This is a genomic window from Hymenobacter puniceus, assembly GCF_014333525.1.
GTDB lineage: Bacteria > Bacteroidota > Bacteroidia > Cytophagales > Hymenobacteraceae > Hymenobacter.
Window position 1 is genome coordinate 98,408 of the sequence record NZ_JACSCX010000004.1, and the last position, 22,635, is coordinate 121,042.

General features: G+C 59.7%; 20 protein-coding genes, 1 other RNA gene and 1 riboswitch. Of the genes, 4 read left to right on the forward strand and 17 right to left on the reverse strand.

Annotation, left to right across the window (positions count from 1 at the left end):
* Positions 1 to 34: 34 nt before the first annotated feature.
* From H8B14_RS21355 to H8B14_RS12745, 4 genes are all read right to left on the reverse strand, one after another.
* The gene (locus H8B14_RS21355; protein WP_187316028.1) at positions 35 to 955 is read right to left on the reverse strand and encodes a CPBP family intramembrane glutamic endopeptidase; all 921 of its coding nucleotides are present in this window, start codon (positions 953 to 955) and stop codon (positions 35 to 37) included.
* A 119-nt stretch (positions 956 to 1,074) separates the two neighbouring features.
* A complete protein-coding gene (locus H8B14_RS12735; protein WP_187316029.1) occupies positions 1,075 to 2,523 on the reverse strand; it encodes an amino acid permease in 1,449 nt (482 codons plus the stop codon).
* Positions 2,524 to 2,649: 126 nt separating this feature from the next.
* Positions 2,650 to 3,669 carry an LLM class flavin-dependent oxidoreductase gene (locus H8B14_RS12740; protein ID WP_187316030.1) on the reverse strand — a complete coding sequence of 340 codons (1,020 nt, stop codon included), beginning with the start codon at positions 3,667 to 3,669 and terminating at the stop codon, positions 2,650 to 2,652.
* Between the two features lie 164 nt (positions 3,670 to 3,833).
* Positions 3,834 to 4,823, reverse strand: coding sequence for an ATP-grasp domain-containing protein (locus H8B14_RS12745; protein WP_187316031.1), 990 nt, complete (start codon positions 4,821 to 4,823; stop codon positions 3,834 to 3,836).
* A gap of 429 nt (positions 4,824 to 5,252) precedes the next feature.
* Positions 5,253 to 5,346, reverse strand: a riboswitch (SAM riboswitch).
* Positions 5,347 to 5,744: 398 nt separating this feature from the next.
* On the opposite strand from H8B14_RS12745, the gene H8B14_RS12750 reads away from it, so the two are divergent.
* Complete coding sequence (locus H8B14_RS12750) at positions 5,745 to 6,191, forward strand: hypothetical protein (RefSeq protein ID WP_187316032.1); 447 nt, start codon at positions 5,745 to 5,747, stop codon at positions 6,189 to 6,191.
* Positions 6,192 to 6,327: 136 nt separating this feature from the next.
* Here H8B14_RS12750 and H8B14_RS12755 read toward each other — a convergent pair whose 3' ends face one another.
* The 5 genes from H8B14_RS12755 to H8B14_RS12775 form a co-directional block, all read right to left on the reverse strand.
* Positions 6,328 to 7,077: an EcsC family protein gene (locus tag H8B14_RS12755; protein ID WP_187316033.1), complete on the reverse strand. Its 750-nt coding sequence runs from the start codon at positions 7,075 to 7,077 to the stop codon at positions 6,328 to 6,330.
* Positions 7,078 to 7,108: 31 nt separating this feature from the next.
* The gene (locus H8B14_RS12760; RefSeq protein ID WP_187316034.1) at positions 7,109 to 7,699 is read right to left on the reverse strand and encodes a hypothetical protein; all 591 of its coding nucleotides are present in this window, start codon (positions 7,697 to 7,699) and stop codon (positions 7,109 to 7,111) included.
* A gap of 13 nt (positions 7,700 to 7,712) precedes the next feature.
* Positions 7,713 to 8,738 carry a Gfo/Idh/MocA family protein gene (locus tag H8B14_RS12765; RefSeq protein WP_187316035.1) on the reverse strand — a complete coding sequence of 342 codons (1,026 nt, stop codon included), beginning with the start codon at positions 8,736 to 8,738 and terminating at the stop codon, positions 7,713 to 7,715.
* A 340-nt stretch (positions 8,739 to 9,078) separates the two neighbouring features.
* Complete coding sequence (locus tag H8B14_RS12770) at positions 9,079 to 9,885, reverse strand: M48 family metalloprotease (RefSeq protein ID WP_187316036.1); 807 nt, start codon at positions 9,883 to 9,885, stop codon at positions 9,079 to 9,081.
* Positions 9,886 to 9,994: 109 nt separating this feature from the next.
* Positions 9,995 to 11,149 carry a DegT/DnrJ/EryC1/StrS family aminotransferase gene (locus tag H8B14_RS12775; RefSeq protein ID WP_315984827.1) on the reverse strand — a complete coding sequence of 385 codons (1,155 nt, stop codon included), beginning with the start codon at positions 11,147 to 11,149 and terminating at the stop codon, positions 9,995 to 9,997.
* A gap of 161 nt (positions 11,150 to 11,310) precedes the next feature.
* Between H8B14_RS12775 and H8B14_RS12780 the strand changes: the two genes are divergently transcribed.
* Positions 11,311 to 12,198 (forward strand): DUF6565 domain-containing protein, encoded by an 888-nt coding sequence (locus H8B14_RS12780; protein WP_187316037.1) that lies wholly within the window; start codon positions 11,311 to 11,313, stop codon positions 12,196 to 12,198.
* A gap of 90 nt (positions 12,199 to 12,288) precedes the next feature.
* Here the strand turns inward: H8B14_RS12780 and H8B14_RS12785 are convergent, their stop codons facing one another.
* The 7 genes from H8B14_RS12785 to H8B14_RS12815 form a co-directional block, all read right to left on the reverse strand.
* The gene (locus tag H8B14_RS12785) at positions 12,289 to 13,185 is read right to left on the reverse strand and encodes a glycosyltransferase family 2 protein (RefSeq protein WP_187316038.1); all 897 of its coding nucleotides are present in this window, start codon (positions 13,183 to 13,185) and stop codon (positions 12,289 to 12,291) included.
* Positions 13,186 to 13,260: 75 nt separating this feature from the next.
* The gene (locus H8B14_RS12790) at positions 13,261 to 13,974 is read right to left on the reverse strand and encodes a cell division ATP-binding protein FtsE (protein ID WP_187316039.1); all 714 of its coding nucleotides are present in this window, start codon (positions 13,972 to 13,974) and stop codon (positions 13,261 to 13,263) included.
* A 133-nt stretch (positions 13,975 to 14,107) separates the two neighbouring features.
* On the reverse strand, positions 14,108 to 14,311 hold the full coding sequence (locus tag H8B14_RS12795) for a fructose-6-phosphate aldolase (protein ID WP_187316040.1): 204 nt from the start codon (positions 14,309 to 14,311) through the stop codon (positions 14,108 to 14,110).
* A gap of 134 nt (positions 14,312 to 14,445) precedes the next feature.
* Complete coding sequence (gene fsa / locus H8B14_RS12800) at positions 14,446 to 15,102, reverse strand: fructose-6-phosphate aldolase (protein WP_187316041.1); 657 nt, start codon at positions 15,100 to 15,102, stop codon at positions 14,446 to 14,448.
* A gap of 200 nt (positions 15,103 to 15,302) precedes the next feature.
* Positions 15,303 to 15,399, reverse strand: an RNA gene (gene ffs / locus H8B14_RS12805) — signal recognition particle sRNA small type.
* A gap of 103 nt (positions 15,400 to 15,502) precedes the next feature.
* Positions 15,503 to 16,390, reverse strand: a complete 888-nt coding sequence (locus H8B14_RS12810; RefSeq protein ID WP_187316042.1) for a T9SS type A sorting domain-containing protein — start codon at positions 16,388 to 16,390, stop codon at positions 15,503 to 15,505.
* Between the two features lie 232 nt (positions 16,391 to 16,622).
* Positions 16,623 to 17,030, reverse strand: coding sequence for a carboxypeptidase-like regulatory domain-containing protein (locus tag H8B14_RS12815; RefSeq protein WP_187316043.1), 408 nt, complete (start codon positions 17,028 to 17,030; stop codon positions 16,623 to 16,625).
* Between the two features lie 273 nt (positions 17,031 to 17,303).
* Here H8B14_RS12815 and guaA point away from each other — a divergent pair, with 273 nt between their 5' ends.
* Complete coding sequence (gene guaA / locus H8B14_RS12820; protein WP_187316044.1) at positions 17,304 to 18,836, forward strand: glutamine-hydrolyzing GMP synthase; 1,533 nt, start codon at positions 17,304 to 17,306, stop codon at positions 18,834 to 18,836.
* Positions 18,837 to 18,910: 74 nt separating this feature from the next.
* Here guaA and H8B14_RS12825 read toward each other — a convergent pair whose 3' ends face one another.
* On the reverse strand, positions 18,911 to 19,222 hold the full coding sequence (locus H8B14_RS12825; protein ID WP_187316045.1) for a DUF6686 family protein: 312 nt from the start codon (positions 19,220 to 19,222) through the stop codon (positions 18,911 to 18,913).
* Positions 19,223 to 19,386: 164 nt separating this feature from the next.
* Here H8B14_RS12825 and H8B14_RS12830 point away from each other — a divergent pair, with 164 nt between their 5' ends.
* Positions 19,387 to 22,632, forward strand: coding sequence for an AsmA family protein (locus tag H8B14_RS12830; protein WP_187316046.1), 3,246 nt, complete (start codon positions 19,387 to 19,389; stop codon positions 22,630 to 22,632).
* Positions 22,633 to 22,635: the final 3 nt, after the last annotated feature.

Here is a 22,635-nt window from a genome sequence, read left to right on the forward strand (position 1 = left end):
CCCACACTCAGAGGTCGTACCAGGCCCAACTATCTTACCAGCTACTCTTCTCAACGCTTTCCTCTGAAACTATTCTGGCCACCGCCACAACCTCGAACGTTTCCGGTGTATCAGCTGAACCGGCTGCTTCTGGCAATACGGTGGTTTTGTGTACGCGCCACAGCAACCCAGCCAGCACGAGGGCACTCACTATCACCACAGCGGCGTATATCCAGGGCGTCCCAAACATAGCTGTAACATCTTCTTCCTTGGTAGTTTTGGTGGTAGCCAACATTGCCGTGAAGGCAAACAGGTTGTTGAGGAAGTGCACGCCCATGCACAGCCACAATGAGCGGGTACGGTAATACAGCCAGCCCATCAGCAACCCCAGCAAAAACGTAGCGAGGCTCTGCGGTGGGTTGGCGTGCATCAGCCCAAAGATGAGGGCCGACTGGCCGATAGCTACCCATGGGCGGCCTGGGAAATTGCGCAACAGCCCTTGCAGCAGCACCCCGCGCAACAAAAGTTCTTCCAGCACCGGAGCGGCCACGCACAAAATCAGAAACGCTACTACAGGTAGCTTCAACAGTTTATGATAGGTGTCTGAACTGAGGGCGGGCAGGTGCAGCAAATCAATTAGTGAGAGGATCATATCCGCGGCCAATACCATTACGGGCAAGGCCATAATCAGCCAGTTGGGCACCTGGCCGTGCAGGTTGATGCCAAGCCAGCGGCCGGAGTGTTGCCGCCGCAGAAACCACAGCAACGTACCGTTGCCAGCCACCACAACCAGCAGCAGCGCCACAGCCGGTGGCAAAGAGAGCAGCTTTTCACCTAGTAAAAAGACTGGCACTCCCACCACCAGCGAAACCAGTAAATACCACCCCAAAAAGCCCCAGCTTTCTTTGATGGTCGGATACACGTTTGGGGCTGGCTTGAAAGCCTCAGTGGGTGTTTCGATAACAATAGTTTCCACGGAAGAGCAGGATAAAACAAGACCTAAAGCTACGTGCAAACCACCACGCAACGCAAACAGCCGGAACCTTGCGGCCCCGGCTGTTGCAGTAGGGCCACCGGCCCAAATCGTACTAGCTGCTACTCAGCTTTTACCGGATTCCCCAGCTTGCTGTGCTTGCGGCCGTAGCCATAATAAATAGCCAACCCGATAGCCAGCCACACGGCCAGCCGCAGCCACGTTTCCCAAGGCAGCGCCAGCATCATCACCACGCAGGTCAGGATGCCGAGGATGGGCACCAGCGGCACCCAGGGCGTGCGGAAACCACGCGGCGCATTCGGCTCGCGCTTGCGCATAATCAGGATGCCCACGCACACCATCACGAAGGCCAGCAGCGTGCCGATACTCGTCATTTCACCCACCACCGAAATAGGCACGAAACCGGCAAACAGCGCAATGAATAGCCCCAGCAGCAGGTTCGACTGCAGCGGCGTGCGGAACCGTTCATGGATACGGGCGAAAACCGGGGGCAGCAATCCGTCTTTGGCCATGCTGAAAAATACTCGGCTCTGGCCCAGTAAATCTACCAGAATCACGGAGGTGTAGCCGATGATGATGGCCAGAATAACAGCCGACGACAGCCACGCATACGGCGTTTTTTCGATGGCAATGGCCACCGGCGCGGCGCTGTCCTTGAATTCGGTGTAGTTGGCCAGCCCGGTCATGACGTGCCCGAACAGCACGAATAGTATGGTGCAGATAAGTAAGGAGCCGATGATGCCGATGGGCATGTTGCGCTGCGGATTCTTGGTTTCCTGGGCCATGGTAGCCACGATATCGAAGCCGATGAACACGAAAAATACCACCCCTGCCCCGCGTAGAATTCCGCTCCAGCCGAACTCGCCAAAGGTGCCAGTGTTCTGCGGAATGTAGGGTTGGTAGTTGGTTGGGTCGATGTACTGCCAGCCCAACGCAATGAACACCAGCACCACCGAAACCTTCAGCGTAACCACCAGCGCATTGAACCACGCCGAACCCGACGTACCGCGAATGATAATCATGGTAATGGCCAGCACGATGAGCATGGCCGGAATATTCACGAAGCCGTGCACCTCGCTCCCGTTGGCCAGCGTAGCCGTCTCAAACGGCGACATCACCAGCTGCGGGGGCAGGTTGATGCCGTATTTACTTAGAAATTTGAGCAGGTACTGCGACCAGCTAATGGCCACCGTGGCCGCGCCCACTGAGTATTCGAGCACCAAATCCCAACCGATAATCCAGGCAAACAGCTCACCCATAGTGGCGTAGGCGTAGGTATAGGCCGAACCGGCTACGGGCACCATGGAGGCAAACTCGGCGTAGCACAGCGCCGAGAAGGCGCAGCCCACCGCCGCCACAATGAAGGAAAGCGTCACGGCCGGGCCGGCGTTGTTGGCGGCAGCAATGCCGGTAAGCGAGAACAGGCCCGCCCCGATAATCACGCCGATGCCGATGGTAATGAGGTTGAAGCCATTCAGGCTCCGTTTAAGCGTTCCGGCGCCGGTTTCGGCCGCCTCCTGCCGCAGCAGTTCCAGTGATTTTCTGAGCATGAAAGAGGGTGAAGACGCACACAGTCGTTGTGTAGCGGCGCCTTGCTGGTAGTGGGGTGATAAGCAACTGACTGGGGTTGGGCTGCCTGCCAGTACGTGAGAGATTGACGTTTGAAAGTAACGACGCTACACCAGCGTCTGAATGACGGACTCGGAGAAACGCTCCATTTCTTCCAGCTGCGGGCTGGCCTGTAACAGGAAGAAATCGACGCCCACGGCCTCGAAAGCGCCAATCCGGTCCTGCAGCTGGGCGGGCGTGCCGGTCAGGCCGGTGCGCAGGCCACGGTTGGATACCGAGTAGTCGTGCAAGGACACCTGCTGCTCCAGCTGGGTGCCGGCCAGCCACTGCTGGTAGTTGCCGTAGCCAGAGGCCGAGGCCTTCACGTTGGTGATGCGGTCCAGTTCCTTCTTCACGTCCTGCTCCGAGTCGCGCACTATCGTGTAGCCGGCCACGCCAAACTTCATGGGCGGCAACCCTTTCTGCTCGCGGCGACGGCGCATGTCGGCAATTCGGGCTCCAATCTGCTCTGGCGAGTCGCCGTGCATCACGTAGCCGTCGCACTGGCTGGAAATGAGGTCCTTAGCCGCTTCCGATTCGCCTCCGGCGTACAGGAACGGAGCCTTGGCGGGCTTGGGCTGCAGCACGTTATCGGCCACCTGGTAGTACTTGCCGTCGTAGCTGAAGTGGTCCTGCTTCCACACGTTGGTCACCACGTCCAGCCACTCGCGGGTGCGGGCGTACCGGTCATCGTGCTGCTCGAAGTGCAGGCCGTACTTGGTGGCCTCGTCGCGCCACCAGCTCGATACCACGTTCAGCGACAACCGCCCGGGCGCAATCAAATCGATGTTGGCGGCCTGTTTGGCCAGCAGCGCGGGGTTGTGGAAGGTGGGGCGCACGGCCACCATAATTTCCAGCTGCTCGGTCACGGCAGCCAGGGCGGCGGCCGTGCTCCAGGCTTCCAGCGAGGGCGCTTCGGTGCCCTTAATGTCGTTCAGGTAGAGTTCCGCAATCAGCGTCAGGTCGTAGCCCAGGGCCTCGCTGCGCTGGGCCAGTTGCTTCACGTAGCTCCAGTCGGTAGGCATCTGCTCGTCCTCGACATTGCGCAGCCAGCCCCCGAAAATGGGCATCCAATAGCCAAATTTCATGGTTCGTTGAGTTGAGTTTATTGGAACGTCATGCTGAGCGAAGGCGCAGCCGCAGTCGAAGCATTTCTACCACTTCGTTGAATTACTGCCGCAACGAAGCGGTAGAGATGCTTCGACAAGCTCAGCATGACGTTCTGATTTATTTGCTTGAATGAATCGTCGGCCTACACCGTGGCTACTTCCTTCTGGGCCACAGCCGCCACCGGCAGCTGCGACTCCAAGTAGTCCACGAAGCGGGCGTAGGGGTCGAAGCCGACCACGTTCACGGCGTCGGCCACGAAGTTGGACAGGGCGTTGATGTCATAGAACAGCACGTCGCCGGTGCGGTCGTCGATGAGGTATTCGATGCCGCCTACGTCGATTTTGGCGGCGGCCACAATGCGCTCCACGGCTTCAATCACCTCGGCGGGCGGCGTGAAGGCTTCCACCTGAATTCCTTTTTTCGGGGCTTCGGTGAGGCAGAATTCGGCCGACTGCTCTTCCGGAATCTGGCAGATTTCGGCCGGGCACAGGTTGAAGCTCTCGCCGGTGGTGTACACCTTCATGGCGTAGAGAAACTTGCCGTTGAGCGTTTCTACGCGGTGAATATGGCCGCCGCGGGGCGTTACGTACTCCTGCACCAGCGCCGTTTGGTCGATGCCTAGATCAATCTGGTGGTTGTCGACGGCGGCCTGCAGACCTTCCGGAGTATCGAAGCGGATAATGCCCGCGCCGCTGCCGCCGATATTCACCTTCACCACCACTGGAAAGCGCAACTCGCGGGCCGCGTCCACGGCCCGCGAGGCGTGGTTGATAACGCGTGAGGCCGGATATTTCAGGCCCAGCGACTCGAACAACGACAGTTGCCGGGCCTTGTTGGTCTCGATGGCCGTGGCCGCCGAGCCGTTGATGATGCGCGTGCCGATGCGCTCCAGGTGCGTGGCGTAGCCGGCCGTGTGGAAGATGCCCTGCCCATGCCCGCGCAGGTACGCCGACGAGCTCATACGGTTCACCACCAAGCTGTAGCGGCTCTCCTTTTCCGAGGGATTGAACAAGTGGTGGGCGGCGTCGATTTTCTCATAAGGCAGCCCGCGGCGGTCCAGCTCCGCAAATAGGGGCTTGAACCACTCGGGGTGCTCAAAATAGATACCAATGGGCTTTTGGAGGGATGACATAGTCAGAAGCAAAAAGACAGAAGATGTGAAACGAACCGGTGCCGACAGCAGCGCAAAGCCACTGGCTCCCGGGGAAAAAAACACAGAGGCAGAAGTCCGGCCAGCCTAATTATGCCGCCCGCAAGCCGCGCAACGCACGCATCAGTGGCTCCCGCAGGCCGCCAGCCGGAGCGCGAAGACTACGACTGGCCCGGCCATCGGGCGACAATCCGAGAAAAAAGGGAGGTGCAGACGCGAAGCCGCTTAGTGCAGCTGCCAACCGACGGTCAACGTCAGCTGGCGCGTACCCGCGAGAAGCAAGGAAGGACTAGCTACGCCCGACAACAACAGCAACAACAGCCCCGGCCCGCCAACCGCAAAGCGGCAGCCGGAGCCAAAAAAGCGAGGGTTGAATGCAGGAGGTTGTTAGAAGCGTCCACGGCGTTGTTGTTTTTATATGGTCAGGAATTGGCACCGTTCCGGAGGGTTCCGGGTGGTTGCCGACGCTTCATCGAGCCTGTCTCTCAGCGCCTCTGTATAAAAACAATCCTTCGGGCTAGAAAGAATTGATGGGGCAAAGGTAAAACCGGATTGCTGCCCCCACAACCCGAACTGTACAAAGCCCAAACCACCGCGTTTTGTTGCGGGCCGACGATTCTCTCCGCGCTAGAATGGGTGCAACAAGGCCAATAAGCCCGCGCCCCCGACCCCTGCTTCCCAAGCACCGGACAACGCTTCTGCAGGTTATCAGGCCCATAGAAACCCGCGACTGGGCCAGCAAACGAAGGTTTAACCTGAAAATTTAAATTTTTCAAGAGGCCCATTTTTGGCATTGGTACCAAAAACTGGCACCGGAGTTGCAAACGACCCTGCAGAAGCCCAAACGCCAGTCCGGACGGCAACGGGCTTCTTTCACCCGCCATAACTTTTCCAACCATAGTCATGAAGAAGCTCCTCGTAATCCTTGCCGCTTTCTCGTTCTCCGCCGCCGCCGTTTCGGCCCAGACGCTGCCCACCAAAGCCGCCCACGGCCAGCACCGCATGAAAGGCGACAAAGCGGGTAAAGCCGCCAAAACGCCCGAGCAGCGCGCCGACCACGCTGCCCAGAGCCTCACCAAACAGCTCGGCCTGTCGGCTGCCCAAACCGAGCAGGTTCGTCAGCTGCACCTGAACCGCGCCCAGGAAATGCAGGCCTACAAAGCCCAGGCCAGCACCACACCTACTACCAAGCGCCAGAGCCATGAGGCCATGAAAGGCAAAAAGGCGCAGTACGAAGCCCAGCTCAAGCAAATTCTGAGCGCCGACCAGTACGCTAAGTACACCCAGCTGCAGGCGGACCGCATGGCCAAGCGCAAAGCCCACCAGGGCAGCAAGCAAGCCAAAGGCTAAGCTTCTCAGCTCCTAAAAAAACAGCCCTGACAGAAACGTCAGGGCTGTTTTTTTGTGTCATTCCGAGCAAAGCGAGGAATCTGGGTAAGCATGCGCAACGGCATCACTCAGATTCCTCCTTCGTCGGAATGACACCTTATTGGGTAGAATCCGTCATTTCAGCAATCTGACCGTTCTCAGCAAACCACCGCAGGCGGTAGCACATAATGGCCGTTTCGCCGAGCTGCGCTAGTAGGCGGTAGTTGGCCACGGCCCCTACTGCGGCCCCAATTACGGGCACCAGTTGGGCCAGCTTGGCCAGGTCGATATAGTCGCGGTACTCTTGCTGGAAGGTGCGCCAGTCAAAGGTTTCAGCCGTGACGGCTTGCTGCGTTTCGGACCAGGCCGCCAGCTGGCGGTAGGTTTCGCGGCGGGTGTGCTGGCTGCTGAAGGCCAGTTGGAATATGTGCAGCAGGTAAAGCCGCTCCGGAAAGCTGCGCACATCGTGGCCGTAGAGGGCCGCAATATCAAACAGCAGCTTGAGCTTGATGCCCAGCAACAGCGGAAAATCGGCGAGGCCCAGCAGGAAGCCACCGGCCCCGGTCACGCCACCTTCCAGGGCCGCCGTGTTGCGGTACGCCCGGATACGGGCCCGCACCTGCTCTTCCCGCGCCTGCAACGTCCCCTCCAGCACCGGCCGCTGGGTGGTGTACGTGGAGCCGAACAGCACACCCTGCACCATCTTCTGGATGGCCACGGTAATAGCTACGTGCACTTTCTCCGGCAACAACGCATTCAGCCGCGCCTGCACCCGCCGCGCCACCTGGTTCAGCCACGTGGGCTGCTGCTGCATCCGGCGTTGCCAGATCTGGAGGTCGTGGAGGGCTTGCTGGTCGGAATGTTTCAATGGTATTTTCCTAATTTAATCAAATGAACCTTCATTTAAATATAGTAATGTAGGTCATAGCCAACAATAACAAACCACCCATGATTAGAAATCCACAATCAACTTCATCGGAATATTTACGAGCACCCACTGTTTTCGCGTTTACAGACAGATTAATTAATTTCTGCCTGAAAATAGCATACCCGTTTATCTGAAAGGAATAAATCTGCACCATCTTATTATGTGCCTGAACTTGCACCTTCTCACCCTTAGCGACAGTATCGTTCTTGAGCGACCCGGTGCGAGCCTTTTCGATATTGGCCTTGCTGAAAGTTAAAGTACTTATTGAATCGTATGGTATGCTATCAACAACAATAATCCCTCTTTTGATGATCATGTTTCCGCTCACCAGACTCACTTCACGGGGTAAAACAAGTTCGATGAGTGCCCACAGCCCAAGCCCTAACGCACTCCCGTAGAATACAATAAACAAGACTGGCTCAAGAGAAATATTTTCTCTTAATTTATTTAACGCATCTAACGCATTTTTTGAAAACAACAGAGAAATATTCAGACAAAATACAACACATTCAATCAATAAAACCTTATAAAACAACCTTATTCCACCAATGAAATAAACCATGAGTGCTACTACATTATTTCAACGCGTAAATCCGCTCAATCATCTCCACCACTTTCAGGCCTTCCAGGGCGTTGGTGGTAGCTACGCCGCGCTTTTGAATGGTATCCACTACGTTGTCGATGACGTGGACGTGGTTGGCGGCGGAGCCCTGGTAGGGGCCATACTGGTTGGCGGGGTTGGTGGGCGCGAGTTCGGGCATGGTGTAGTTGCGCAGGTGGCAGTAGTCTACTTTGTCCATGTACTGGCCGCCGAGGCGCAGGCTGCCGTGCTCGGCCACCACCGTGAGGGAGCTTTCCAAGTTTCGGTCCCAGACGGCGGTGCTGTATTGCAGGGTGCCGCTGCCGCCGCGCAGCAGGTCGAACGTGACGAGGCCGCTGTCCTCGAATTCGGTAAGGTCGGCGTGGTTGAAGTCGCGGAAGCGGGCCGCAATGTTGGTGATGTCGCCGAACACCCAGTAGAGCAGATCCACGAAATGGCTGAACTGGGTGAACAGCGTACCGCCGTCGAGGGCCTGGGTGCCGTGCCAGCTGCCGGGCGTGTAGTACCGCTCGTCGCGGTTCCAGAAGCAGTTGAGCTGCACCAGAAACACTTGCCCTAGGCGGCCTTCGTCCATCACCTGCTTCAGCCAGGCGGCCGGCGGCGAGTAGCGGTTCTGCATCACCCCGAACACAAAACGACCGGTCTGCAGCGCTGTGTGCACGATTTGCTCCGCATCGGCTTTGCTGAGGGCCAGTGGCTTTTCTACCACCACGTGCAGGCCGGCGCGCAGGCCGCGCACTGCCTGCGGGGCGTGCAGGCCGTTGGGCGTGGCAATGGTCAGCACGTCGGCGGCGGGGCCTTGGGCTAGGTAGTCATCTAGCGACGCGAAGAACGGGACACCGGGAAGCTCGGTGGCCAACGCGGCCTGGGCTTCGGGGTTTGTGTCAATGAGGGCCACCAGCTGGGCACCGGCGTGGCGCGCCACCAGCGCGGCGTGGCGGCGCCCGATGTGGCCTACGCCGCAGATGGCAAAACGAACGGCAGCAGGAGAATCAGCCAAGGAAAGCGGTTTTCAGAGCACGGGAATGTTCGGCAAGCTCCGAAAAAACGCGGGTTTCTCCTGCACCTCCCCTGCTCCACCTTCGGAACTCCTTTCATAGCCTTCGGAAGTCGTGTCGAAGGCCCCGGACGCGTGGCAGTAGCGCGAACTTGTAGTTCGCGCCCTCGCGCTGCTGAAACAAAATCGTCCGAACGGCACTGGCACGCGCACTACAAAGTTCGCGCTACTGCTAGGCGCTATAGTAACCGAATGTCGGCGCTTATGAAGCGCAAAAAAGCCAGTTCCGGCCGGGCAAGGCTCTGGAACTGGCTTTTTGATTGAATGCAGACAGCAGCAGAAACTACAGAATGCGTTTCAGCTCCGCAAAATTGGTGTTGCTGACTGAGCGGCTGGCGCAACCCAGCGCCTGCGCGCTTTTCTGGATGTTGGCGATGCGCGAGCCGGGGTTGGGGTGGGTGCTCAGGAACTCGGGCGTGCGGCCGCCGCCCTGCTTTTCGGCCTTAATAAAGAAGCCAGCGGCCCCGTCGCAGTCGTAGTAACGAGTGCCGTTGAGGTAGACAGTGGAGTATTTGTCGGCGTCCAGCTCGTAGTCGCGGCTGAACTTGAGCTGGCCTACGCCCGCCGCCAGCTGCACCAGCTGGTTGGACGAGCGGTTGCCGAGCACGATGCCCAGCAGCAAACTAGTGCCGTACTGCTTCTGCAGCATTTGGGTGCTGTGGCGGCGGTCGGAGTGGGCAATTTCGTGCCCCAGGATACCAGCCAGCTCGCTCTCATTGTCCAGGAACTTAACCAACCCTGAATACACGTAGATGTGGCCACCGGGCGTAGCAAAGGCGTTTTGCACGGCGTCGTCCTTGATAATTTTCACGTCCCAGGGAAACTGGGTGCGGTACTTCACGTTGCCGTTGTCGAGCACGCGCTTCACCACGCCGTCGAGCAGCTGGTAGGCGCGCGGGTTGCGGCTGCGCTCCAACAGCTGGCCTTTAGCGCGGTAGATGGAGTCGGTCTGGCGAGCCACCTGGGCGCCCAGCTCGATGTCCTGCTGGATGGAGAACAAGCTGAACTGCGTGGGCTTGTGGACGGCGGCGGTGGTGAGGGCAGCTACCCCGGCCAGCGGCAGAAGGAGCGTCAGGAAGGAACGGCGCATAAGTCAGAGATTCTGGAAGCGTGGAAAGGAATGTCTATACGGCGAAAAGAAAAAACAGTGCCAAGCCATTACCGCCACCCGCTGCAAAGGGTTGCGCCAGGCCACTGCGCTACCGCCAGGCACGCACTACATCCGCCACAAAAGCCACCTGCTCCGCGCTGAGCGTGGGGTGAATGGGCAACGACAGCACCGTACCACACAGCCGCTCGGCTACCGGGAACTGCCCGGCGCGGTAGCCCAAATGGGCATAGGCAGGCTGCAGATGCGTGGGCAACGGATAGTACACGGCACTGGGTACACCGTACGCTGCCAGGTGCTGCTGCAGCGCGTCGCGGCGGCCGGGCAGGTCGTCGGTTATGATGAGCGTGTACTGATGAAAAACGTGGGTGCTGCGCGGGTCGCGGGTGGGGATTGCCAGGCCGGGCAAATTGCCGAGGGCCGCATCGTAGCGGGCGGCAACGTGCTGGCGGGCGGCAATCCAGGCAGGCAGGTGGGGCAGCTTCACGCGCAGCAACGCGGCCTGCAGGGTATCGAGGCGGGAGTTCAGGCCGATGTGGGCATGATGGTACTTGCGGTCCTGGCCGTGGTTGGCGAGCTGGCGCAGGTAGGTGGCGCGGGCCTGGTCACGGGTGAACAGGGCGCCGCCGTCGCCGAAGCCACCCAGGTTTTTGCTGGGGAAAAACGAGGTAGTGCCCACCTCCCCCACCGTGCCGGCCACCCAGGTTTCGCCGTAGCTGGTTTGGAACGTGGCCCCGATGGCCTGGGCATTGTCTTCAATAAGGGCTACGCCGTGCTGGTCGGCCAGCGTGCGCAGCGCCTCCAGATCGGCACACTGCCCGAATAGATGCACGGCCACGATGGCACCGGTACGGGGGGTAATGGCGGCGGCGGCGGCCTGCGGGTCGAGGTTGAAAGTGCCGGGCAGCACGTCGGCGGGCACGGGCACCAACCCCAGCACGGCCGCGGCTTCCAGCGTGGCTACGTAAGTGAAGGCCGGCACAATAATCTCGGTGCCAGGCGGCAAACGCAGTGCCATAAGAGCCAGCTGCAACGCGTCGGTGCCATTGGCGCAGGGCACCACGTAGGGCCCGCCGAGGTGGTCGCTCAGTTCCTGCGCAAACTGCTGCACGGCCGGCCCCTGGATGAAGGCGGCCTCCTGCAGCGCGTGGCGCAGCGCCGTTTCCAGCTCGGCCTGAATGGGCGCGTGCTGGGCGGGCAGATCGAGCAGTTGGATAGGCGACGGAGGCAGGTTGGGAGTGAGCACGAGGGCAAAGCAAACAATTGGAGGCGAAAGATAGAACACAGCCGACGCGCTGGCCGCTGCGCTGGTGGCGTAACCCCGGGCGTTTGGGCTGCGTTACATCTGCCAAAGCCGGCCTGCCAACCAGTTGCCCGCCATTTACTCCCTACACACCCTCTCCCGCCATGTTCAAAAAACAACTCACCCTTCACGCGCTGTCGGCTATGCTGCTGATGGGCGGTGCTGCCTTCACCCAAACCAGCTGCAGCCAGAGCCAGCAGAAAGAAATTTCGGCTGAAAGCGACCAGGCCTATAACGACTTCGCCACGTTTGTTTCGGACGCTGAAACCAAGGCGGATGCCGTAGCGAATGAAGCAGAGGCTGATTACGAGCGGGAAACTGCCCAGATGAAAGCCGACTTCGACGCCAAAGTGGCCGCCGTAGATAAATACGCTGATGGCTACGATGACGCCCGTCGTCAGGAAATCGAGGCGCTGCGCACGCGCTATACTGCCGCCTACGACAAGCGCGAAATGGCTTGGAAAAACCGCTCCGGTGCCGGTATGGCCACCACGGGCACTTCCACTGACATCAGCACCATGAAGCCGGGCAAATACTACAAGCCCATGAGCCCGGCGGCGCAGGTAACGGCCGCTAACGCCCGCGCCACCTACGAGAGCTTCGTGGCCAACGTGAAGCAGAACGAAGACAAATACGACATCGAGGACTGGCGCTACATCAACGCCGAGTGGCGCGCACTCGATGAAGCCTACGATAAAGTAAAAGGCGACATTCCGGCGAAGGATCTGGCCGAGATTCAGAAGGAAAAGCTGAAATACGCCGCCTTCAAATCGTTCGACAAGTCGGAAGCCCGCGCGGCTCAGGGCGCTGATGCCGTAAGCAGCGGAGCCAATGAAGTGAAAGCTGAAACGGCCGATGAGCGCAGCAAAGTAGGCCAGGCCGCCAGCAATACTGCTTCCGACGTAAAAGATGCCGGCAAGAAAGTGGGTGGTGCCGTGAAAGGCGCTTTCAAAGAAGTGAAATCGGAAGTCAAGAACACCGACAACGACTAAGCATCAAGCATTTAGATAAACAAAAAGCCTCTTCCTTTGCAGGAAGAGGCTTTTTTTGTGTTCTATACTTTCAGATTATCTGCTGCCAGGTTACTTCAGCTCCGTAAGGAGCCAGTAAAGTTTGAGGGCGTCGAGCTGGCGTAGGCTGGGCTGGCTGGAAAGCAGGTTGCGGTGCACCTGTGGCTGCCGAAGCGCAAACGCAACGCGCACTGCTTCGCTTAGGCCCCAGCGGCGCAGCTGCAGCGCAGCCTTCAGCAGCTTGGTGTCGGCCCCCAGCCCTTCTGCCAGGTAGAGGCGCGCCAGATTGCGCACAGCATCGTGCGTTTTGCTTATAAACACCGCCGCTGGCTCCAGTCCATCGTGCAGCACAGGGTTGTCGAGGTGATGGACGGCGGTGCCGGCCTGCCGCAACAGCCAGCCGAATTTTGTGTCTTCGTGGCCGTAGCGGGTCAGGCTTTCATCGAGGCCAAAGCGGCGGAACACGGCGGTCTGCACCAGCATGTTGTTGAGCGTAAGCTGGCCGTGCGGGGCGCGCTGGCGCAACGCGGCCGGCCGGGCTTCGCGGCGGCGCCCATACAGCCAACGCAGGTATAGGTCGGGTTCCGTAGGTGGTTGAGCCTCGTAAGCAGTGCCGCCTACCAACACCGGCGCCAGCAAGTGAGCCGCAGCATAGCGGGCCAGAAAATGCCCGTCCGGCAGCAGACTGTCGTTGTCGAGCAGTAGCAGCCATTTGTGGCGGGCGGCGGCGGCCAGTTGGTTGCGGATGGCCGCGCGGCCTATATTCTGCGGCAACTCCTGGTAGCACACGCCCGGCAAATCGGCCAGCGGCTGGTTGAGGTGGCGGTAGTGCGGGGCGGAGGCGTCGTCGAGGCAGCGTATTTCCAGCGGCCCGCCCCAGTCGGCCGCTTGCGCCAGCAACGCCCGCACCAGCGGCGTTACGTCGCGGTTATACACCGGAATCAGCACCGACAATCCGGGGAGAGTCAATTGAGAATTAAGAATTAAAAATTAAGAATGACGCGCCGTGGCGGCCTTACTCTTTACTTAAGTAACTGTCAGCCGCTACCGGTCGCCCTGCAGCTGAAACGGCGTGGTGGCCGAGTCTACCAGCTGGCCTTTCTCGCACTTGAGTACCCGCTTCGGGTATTGCTGAATAATCTGGTAGTTGTGGGTGGCCATGAGCACGGCCGTACCCGAATTGTTGATTTCCACGAACAGGCGCATGATGCTGTCGGCCACGTCGGGGTCGAGGTTGCCGGTGGGCTCATCAGCGAGCAGCAGCAGCGGCTCGTTGAGCAGCGCCCGGGCAATGACCACCCGCTGCTGCTCGCCACCGGAAAGCTGGTGCGGCATCTTGGCAGCCGAATTGGCCAGCCCCACCTGCATCAGCACTTCGGAAATGCGCTGCTGCTTGCGGGCTTTGCCGCTCCAGCCGGTGGCGTTCAGCACAAACAGCAGATTTTCGGCCACCGTACGGTCGAACAGCAGCTGGAAATCCTGGAAGATGATGCCCAGCTTGCGCCGCAGAAACGGCACTTTGCTGCTGCTACTGAGCTTAGGCAGCGGAAACCCCACCACCGTACCCGTGCCGCCGCCCAGCGCCAGATCAGCGTAGAGCGTCTTCAGCAGCGAGCTTTTACCGGAGCCGGTGCGGCCCACCAGATAGGCAAATTCGCCTTTGTCGAGCGTGAACGTCACCTTCTGCAGCACGGTGTTCACGTCCTGCATGATGTAGGCATCGTGGAGCTCGATAACGGGGTTGGTGGCAGTAGGCATAGGGCGAAGATACGGGGCGGAAGGATTTCCTGAAAAACAGCGTTCCGGACAAAGCAAACCGGCAACCGGCCGGTAAACCCGGCCCGCTCCACAGTTCTACTTCATCCGGAACCCTGCAATGGCGGGCGACAGCTCAGACTTCCAGCTTCTGTAGCTTGCCGAACTCCAGGCCTTCAATTACGGCGGCCAGCGGCACTTCCTTGCCCTCCAGACCGTAGCGGTGCAGGTCTTTCAGAGGCCGGTCGGCGCGGAAGTACGCAATCAGCACAAACTCCTCGTCGCGCAGCTGAATGTAGTCCGGAATCTTGGCCTTGCCTTTTACTTTGATGATGTACATCTGTACTTAGTTGATTGATGCTTGTTGAGGGGGTTGATCATTGACAGGTTCGGCCGGCGGCTAAAACGATATGGAGCAAGGCCAACCGATAACCAGCACTTCAACAATCAACATATCAACTATCAGCACATCAGTTACCCATTCACCTTGGCGTGGTCGGCCAGAAACGTGGCCAGGCCCTTGTCGGTGAGCGGGTGGTTGAGCAAGCCGGTAATGACGTTCAGCGGGCAGGTTACTACATCGGCACCCAGCTCGGCGCACTGCAGCAGGTGCGGCACGTGGCGCACCGAGGCCGCCAGCACCTGCGTGGGGTAGCCGTAGTTGGAGAAGATGTCCACAATCTGCTGCACCAGCTGCAAACCATCGTGCCCGATATCATCGAGACGGCCCACAAACGGCGACACGTAGGTGGCACCGGCTTTGGCGGCCAACAGCGCCTGCCCGGCCGAGAAAATCAGCGTGCAGTTAGTTTTGATGCCTTTCTCCGAGAAATATTTGATGGCTTTCACGCCGTCTCGGATCATGGGCACTTTCACCACGATGTTGGGGTGCAGGTCGGCCAGGGCCTCCCCTTCCCGGATCATGCCATCGAAGTCGGTGGCAATCACCTCGGCCGACACGTCGCCGTCCACCAGCTCGCAGATCTGCTTGTAGTGGCTCAGCACCGCGTCGATGCCGCGGATGCCCTCTTTGGCCATCAGCGAAGGGTTGGTGGTTACGCCGTCGAGGACGCCAAGTTCTACGGCTTCCTGAATTTCTTTCAGGTTGGCGGTGTCAATGAAGAATTTCATGCGGGTAGGTTGGGGAACAACAATGGCCGCAAAGCTACTCACTGATTAACCGGATTCGGCGGCATGGCCGGATTTTGTGTGTTACGCTGACAGCAGGCGGCCGATGGAAATGCCGTAAAACAGGAAAAGCGCCCCTTGCAGGGCGCTTTTCACTTTGCTAGATGCAGGCAACTACTTGCGTAGTCATCGACATCCGTGATAAAAAAGCGAGCCAAAATCGCACCGCTCAACCATCTACCCTTGCTACCTTCCGGTCCTGGGGGAGTTCAACAGGAGCTGGTCGTTCTGACTCGCCGGTCCAAAGGTACGCACAGATTCATCTATTGCTGCAACTGCGGGCACTATTTTCTTGAAAATATCACTCTTCAATCAGCCCATATCAGCGCCCATCGACAGTAAGTCATTCTTTCACAAAGGGCTGCACCCGCACTTCACCATCTTGGCGCAGGCGCAGCCAGTAGCTCCCGGCTGGTAAAGTGGCTACAGAAAGTTGCCCAACCCCGGTAGTGCTGGCGGCCAGGCGCTGCTCGGCTCCTACCACCCGACCAAGAAAATCGATTATCTGCACCTGCGCCGCTTGATTTGGCCTCGGCAACTCAACCTGCAGCGTACTGGTTGCGGGGTTCGGATAGAGTGCCAGCACCAAACGGCGGGCGGCAGCCGTAGCCTGGGGCGTGTTGAAGGTGAGCCGGATGTTGCACAGCACGTTGGTGGCCGTTAGCATGGTGGCGCTGGTAACCGGAAGCGTACCGGTATAGCGGCGGCAGGCAATCCGGAGCGGCGCCGTTGTGACGCCGTAAAGAAAGCGCGCCCGGGGCCCGATGGTGGCCTGCACATTGCCACCCCGCCGCAGCACCAGCACAGAGAGGTGCTGGCCGGCAGTATTGGCATAGCTGAAAGGCCGCTGCAGCTGCACCTCTTGGTAGCCGCTGGTGGTGGCATTCGGGAAATTGCCGGCATACACCCGCTGATAGCCCAGCGTATCGAGCGCGCCGCTCTGAAACTCGGTTGCCGTGGTGGTTTTCAGGTACAGAATCACGCCACTGAGCGGGGTAAGCTCCGTACCGTCAGATTTCTCGAAAGCCAGCCGCGTGATAGCGCCGGCCTGGTTGATGGAATTCTGCAGATATATGGTTTCATAGGCGCCTTCGGAACTGGCGTGGTTGATGGGCGACAGCGCCGAAATTTGCGAGCCAGCGGTAACGGTAGCCACCTGGGCGGTGGCCGGGACCAGCGCTATGCCTGCCAGAATACCAGCCAGCAACAGAGAGAATAGAGGTTTTGCCATGTGTAGAAAGCAGAAGGTTAAGGACATACAGACCCCTTAATATACCTCTCCGCCTGACAAGTCTGCTGTATCACACAAAAAATCCTGCTGCTTCCAGCCACTGAACGGCAGAAAGCAGCAGGATGTAAACTCGGTTTCAGCTCTGAGGCGGCTGAGTGGTGCCTGGAGCGTTGATTGAAGCTCAGCAGGACCATCTTGGGTTTTCAGATGCCAGCCAGCTAGCTACACAACGCTAGTTTTTGCGCCAGGCCTTGTCAGCTGACTTCAGTTGCTTTTTGAGTTGCTTCTTGTAGCGCGACACTGCCCGCAACTCCACCACAAGTGGCTGGCCGGGCGGCGGCATCACCACTGTCGTGTCATAGTAGCCGGCAAAGCTCACCCGTAGCTCCGGAGTTGGCTGCGGGCTGGGCAGCAGAAAGCGCCCGGCCGAGTTGGTGATGACAGACGAGTTACGGTTTGCGGCCAGCATAACTGTGGCCCCGGCCAGCGGCTCGCCGTTGCGGTTTGCTATGGTACCTACCAGCTGATGCGGGGCTGCCTGCCAGATTTCTGCAGCAGTGATATTCGGCACAACCAGTGGTGCCAGACTTCCCCCCATTCCTCCACCTACCAGACACAGAGCGACTACCTTGAACAACATGGCAACTACAAATAAATTGAAAACGTGAAACTCGAACGTGCAGCGTGTGCACCCTACTACGGCCCGATACCGGCCACAGTTGGCAGACGAATGCTGCAGTAACAAACTACAGACCGAAATAGAACAGCTTATTCCGATTTTGCAGATAGTGCCCTTTACAACTAACTGAAGGCCTTACATATTTGTGTTGCGTACGTCGGCCCTGCCACGCTTTTGCCGGATTAATCTGCCGGAAATTTCCTATTCCGCAAAATCCGTGAGTAGCTTTGCAGTATGCCTCAACAAATCCTGATTCTTGATTTTGGGTCGCAGTACACACAGCTCATTGCCCGCCGCATCCGGGAACTGAATGTCTACTGCGAAATCCATCCGTATAACCACGCCCCGGCCCTCACTGAGGATATCCGGGGCGTTGTGCTTTCGGGTTCCCCGTGTTCCGTGCGCGACGCCGACTCGCCAAGTCCTGATCTGAGCGCCTACCTGGGCCAGGTGCCGGTGCTGGGCGTGTGCTATGGTGCGCAGCTGCTGGCCCACCAGCAGGGCGGCGAGGTGCTGCCGGCCACCATCCGCGAATATGGCCGCGCCCGCCTCAGCCGTGTGCACCATGATAGCGCCCTGCTACATGGCGTACCTACCGAGTCGCAGGTGTGGATGTCGCACGGCGACACCATTAAGGCGCTTCCGCAAGGCTTCGACATCATTGCCAGCACGCCGGAAGTGGCAGTAGCCGCCTTCAAAATTGAAGGCCAGGAAACCTACGGCATCCAGTTTCATCCCGAAGTAACGCACTCGACAGACGGGAAAACCCTGCTTCAGAACTTCGTGGTGAACATCTGCGGGCTCGACCAAAGCTGGACGCCCGAGCACTTTGTGGACAGCATGGTGGAAACCCTGCAGCGCACCATTGGCGAGCAGGACCAGGTAATTCTGGGCCTCTCCGGTGGCGTAGACTCGTCGGTGGCGGCGCTGCTGCTGCACAAAGCCATTGGCACGCGCCTACATGGCATCTTCGTCAACAACGGGCTGCTGCGCAAAGACGAGTACGAGCAGGTGCTCCACTCCTACCAGGGCCTGGGGCTGAACGTACGCGGCGTGGACGCTTCCCAGGAGTTCTACAACGCCCTGGCGGGCCTCACCGACCCCGAGTTGAAGCGCAAAGCCATTGGCCGCACCTTTATAGAGGTCTTTGACCGGGAAGCCCAGAAAGTGGAAGGCGCGCGCTGGCTGGCCCAGGGCACCATTTACCCCGACGTGATTGAGAGTGTGTCGGTGAAGGGCCCGGCCGTAACCATCAAGAGCCACCACAACGTGGGTGGTTTGCCCGAGAAGATGAACCTGCGGATTGTGGAGCCGCTGCGGGCTTTGTTCAAGGATGAAGTGCGCGAAGTAGGCCACACGCTGGAGCTGCCCGCCCACATCCTGCACCGCCACCCCTTCCCCGGCCCCGGCCTAGGCATCCGCATCCTCGGCGACATTACGCCCGCTAAGGTGGACTTGCTACAGCGCGCCGACGCCATCTTCATCAACGGCCTGAAAGAGCACGGCCTCTATGAGAAAGTGTGGCAGGCCGGCGTGATGCTGCTGCCCATCCAGAGCGTGGGCGTGATGGGCGACGAGCGCACCTACGAGCAGGTAGTGGCTTTGCGCGCCGTAACCAGCGTAGACGGCATGACCGCCGACTGGGCGCACCTACCTTACGAATTCCTGGCCGACGTGAGCAACAAAATCATCAACCAGGTGCGCGGCATCAACCGCGTGGTGTACGATATCAGCTCCAAGCCGCCGGCTACGATTGAGTGGGAGTAGCAATACTTGAATAATAGATTGCTTAGAAAAAGGGCCGCCGGCGTTATGCTGGCGGCCATTTTCTTTGAAACCAGTCAGGCCAGCAACTCTTCCACTTCCAGCAGCAGGCCGGTAGTTTCCAGAATGTCGCGCAGTTGGGTTAGCTCGGCCAACGAAAACACCAATGCCAGCCGGGGGGCCGGAGTGCGCAAGGCAATGCAGCGGGCTTCGGGGTCGGGAGTGCGGGCATGATGGTACTGCCAGGTGTCGGCCACGACCCGCCGGAACTCCCGGAACTCGGCGGGGGTGGTAGCCAGTGCTACGTTGCCGAAGCAGATGTGCAAGTGACAGGTGCGCGGGCAGCGGGCACAATAGCCAAGGTCGTTATGATGCAATAGCTGAGCCATAGAGAAGTGCGTGATAGGTTAGATGCAAAGCAAACAGATTTATTTAGAATTATTCTAAATTATGAATTGTAATCGACCTTTATCACGACTGATGGCTCTGTGGCAGCTAAATATGCCTGTTTCGCGTAAAGCCGCTTTGCCCGGTATATCAGGCAGCAGCTCCTATGAAAAAACCTACTGTTCGTCAACTTCTGGCCATTGGTGTGCTGGGATTCTTGTTGGCGGCAGTGGGCGGGGCTTGGTTGCTGGGCACAAGCTGGGGCCAGCATAAACTGGAAAATCTGATCCGCGAACGGCTAACCCGCAACTCTGACCTGGTGTTGGCCCCATTCCGGGTGAGTATCTCGGCATTGCGCGACTTTCCGTACCTCTCGGCCTCTCTGCAGGGCGTACAGCTCACCGACACTTCCTACCGCCGGGCGGTGCCGGTGCTGCGCATTGGGCAACTGGATGCCCGCCTGGACTTTTCGGACATCTGGCGTGGCAGGTTTCGGGTGAGCCGCCTCACGCTACGCGACGGTGAGTTTTGGCAGCTTACTGATAAGCAGGGGCGCGACTGGGGCTTGCGCGGCAAAGGCCCGCGCAATGCCACCCCCCAGGGCCCGCCCAACTTCAACCTGGACTCAATGCTGCTCTACAACGTGCGCGTAACGGACCGCAACGAGCTGCACCAAAGCGGCTTCTCGGCGTATGTCCGGCAGGGGCAGCTGACGGCGCGCGTCCAGCAGGGCGTGGCGCAGGTGCAGGGTCGGCTGGATGCGCAGCTGGTGTATTTGCGGAGCGGGCGCGGCAATCTGTTTGCCGATGAGCCCGTGGTTGCCCAGGTGCGCTACAGCTACAACTTTCGGCAGCGCGAAGGCCGGTTTCAAAACACGCGCGTCACGCTCAACAACGATACGGTGCTGGTGCGCGGCACTCACCGCGGGGCGGCCCCCGGCGAAACCCGCGGCACCCGTCTCAACCTGCGGTTTGCCGGCCGGCAGCCGCTGCTGGAAGTGTTACGCGTGGCGTTGCCCACCGGCCTGGAGCGTTTTTTGGATGACGCCCGCAGCCCCAGCCACGCTTTTATTCGCTACAGCATCCGGGGTGTGAGCGGGCCTACCACGCGGCCCCGCACTATTCTGCACTTTGCCATGCGCAACGCCCAGGTGCAGTGGGCCGACTCGGCGCGGCGCATCCGGCGCTGGGACGCCCGCGGTACCTTCGACAATGGCCCGGGCCACACGCCGCGCACCACCAGCCTCACGTTCGAGCAGTGCCGCATCTATTCCCGCGCCGGCGAGCTGGAGGCGGCGCTGTCCGTAACCGACTTCACTAAGCCCCGCTTCAACGGCCACGTCCGTGGCCGCACCGACCTGCAGACGCTGGCGGCGGTGGTGGTGCCTGCATTCTGGAAAGCGCGCCAGGGCGAGGCGGCCATCAACCTGCAACTTAATGGTGTGCTGCCCACCATTCCGGCCCGGGCTGAACGCCGCACGGCCCGGGCCGATACGCTGCTGCCACCTATTGCGGCCCGCGGCACTGTGCGGCTCGAAAATGCTTCCTTCACTGTGCCACGGCGCCACGCCGACATGGTGGGCCTCAACGTAAATATCCGGCTGCATGACAGCCTCTGGACGCTGGAAAACCTGACTGGCCGCATCAATGGCATGCAGTTGCGGGCTAATGCCAAAACCACCTACCTGCTGGCATATTTCAGTGGGCAGCACCCCTTTACTACGGTTGCGGGCACTTTTGCGGTGGATGAGCTTCGCCTGAATGAAATGCGCCGGCTGCTGGCTGCCCCCCGTAGCGGCCAGCGACGCAACCGCCCCGCCACGCCAGCCAACCGCAGCCGCACGCCCAATCAACGGCTGGCAGCGCAGGCCCTGAACCTACTTCCTCCGGGCTTGCGGCTTGCTATTCAGCTGCGCTGCAGGCGGCTGGTGCTGGCTGCCGATACGCTGGAGCAACTAGCCGCTACTGTGCGCCACAACGGCCGGCATGTGCAATTGCGCGACCTGCGCGTGCAGGTGTGGGGCGGGCAGGTACGCGGCACTGTCAGCTGGCCCACCGACACGCTTAACCTGCAGCCAGTGGCTGCGCAACTGGCGGTGCATTTCCCTACGCTAAGCTACCAGCAGCTTCTGGGCCGCCTCACGCGCCCTACCCGCCGGGCCAAGAGTGCCCCCAAAGATCCAACGCTGCGCGAAGTGCTGCTGGCTGCCAACGGTCAAGCCACTGTGGCAGTAGACAACCTAGTGCTGCCAGGCTCTGCGGCGCTCCAGCAACTACGGTTGCGCATCGATAAAAACGGGCGCTATTTTCTGATTCCGGCTTTCACCTTTCGCTCTTCCACGGGTGGGCGAGGGCGCATCAGCGCTACGGCCCTACTGGAGGGCACCCAGCTGGCCCATGCCCGCGCCGACCTGGACCTGCACTACGCCACACTGGATATACAGCACCTGTTGCAACTGCTGGCCGCACTGAGTACCATGCCGCTGCCGCCCGAAGAGGCACATTCGCGCCTGCGTCCTACGGTCGGCTCGCGCCCCTCACCCTTTCTGGATGGCACCGTGACAGGCCGCGTGAACGTCACGGCCAACCAGGTGAAATACGGAGCATTGCGGGGCGGCAAGTTTCAACTCAGAAGCAGCCTGGAAGCGGGCCAGGTGAAGCTGGAGCAGTGCCAGCTGCAGGCGTTTGGGGGCGACATATCGTTGCGGGGGGCGCTGCAGACCACTGCGGCGGCAGGCCACCATCCGCTGCGGGCCCAACTACGGCTGCACCAAATTCAGCTAAGCCAGTTGTTTGGGCTGGCCGGTGCCGTGGGGTTCGATGTGCTAGGCGCCGAGAATATCCGGGGCAGTATGAACGGCGAAACGGACCTTCGCACGGACCTTGACAATGCCTTCCTACCCGATGTCACGCAGACCTATGCGTTTCTCGACACCGACCTGCAGCACCTGGAATTGCTAAACGTGGAGGCGTTAATGCAGGCATTGCGGTTTATGCGTGAGGAGCGCACCAATCACCTGTACTTCGAGCCGGTTGGCTCGCGCTTCGTGCTGGCTGGCGGCCGGCTGCTGATTCCTGATCTGCACCTGAACAGCAACCTCACCGACCTCAACATCAACGGCACCTACCACCTCAATGGCCAGGCCGATCTGTATATAGGGTTGAGCCCGCTCCAAACGCTGTTTGGCAACAACGAAAAGCGCATAGAGCGAATCCAGAATGGGGAAGCCACCGAGCGGCCCAGCCGGGGCCTCGTATATATGGGGCTGAGCCGGCAGGCCGGGGCGCGTCGCTACCAAGTGAAGCCGTTTCGCAAGCAGCAGCATCACCAAAGCCGGCAGCAGGTGCAGCAGCAGGTGCAGCTGTTGCTGCGCACCCAGCAGCTAGATACTACGCTGCGCCTGCTGCGCTAAGCT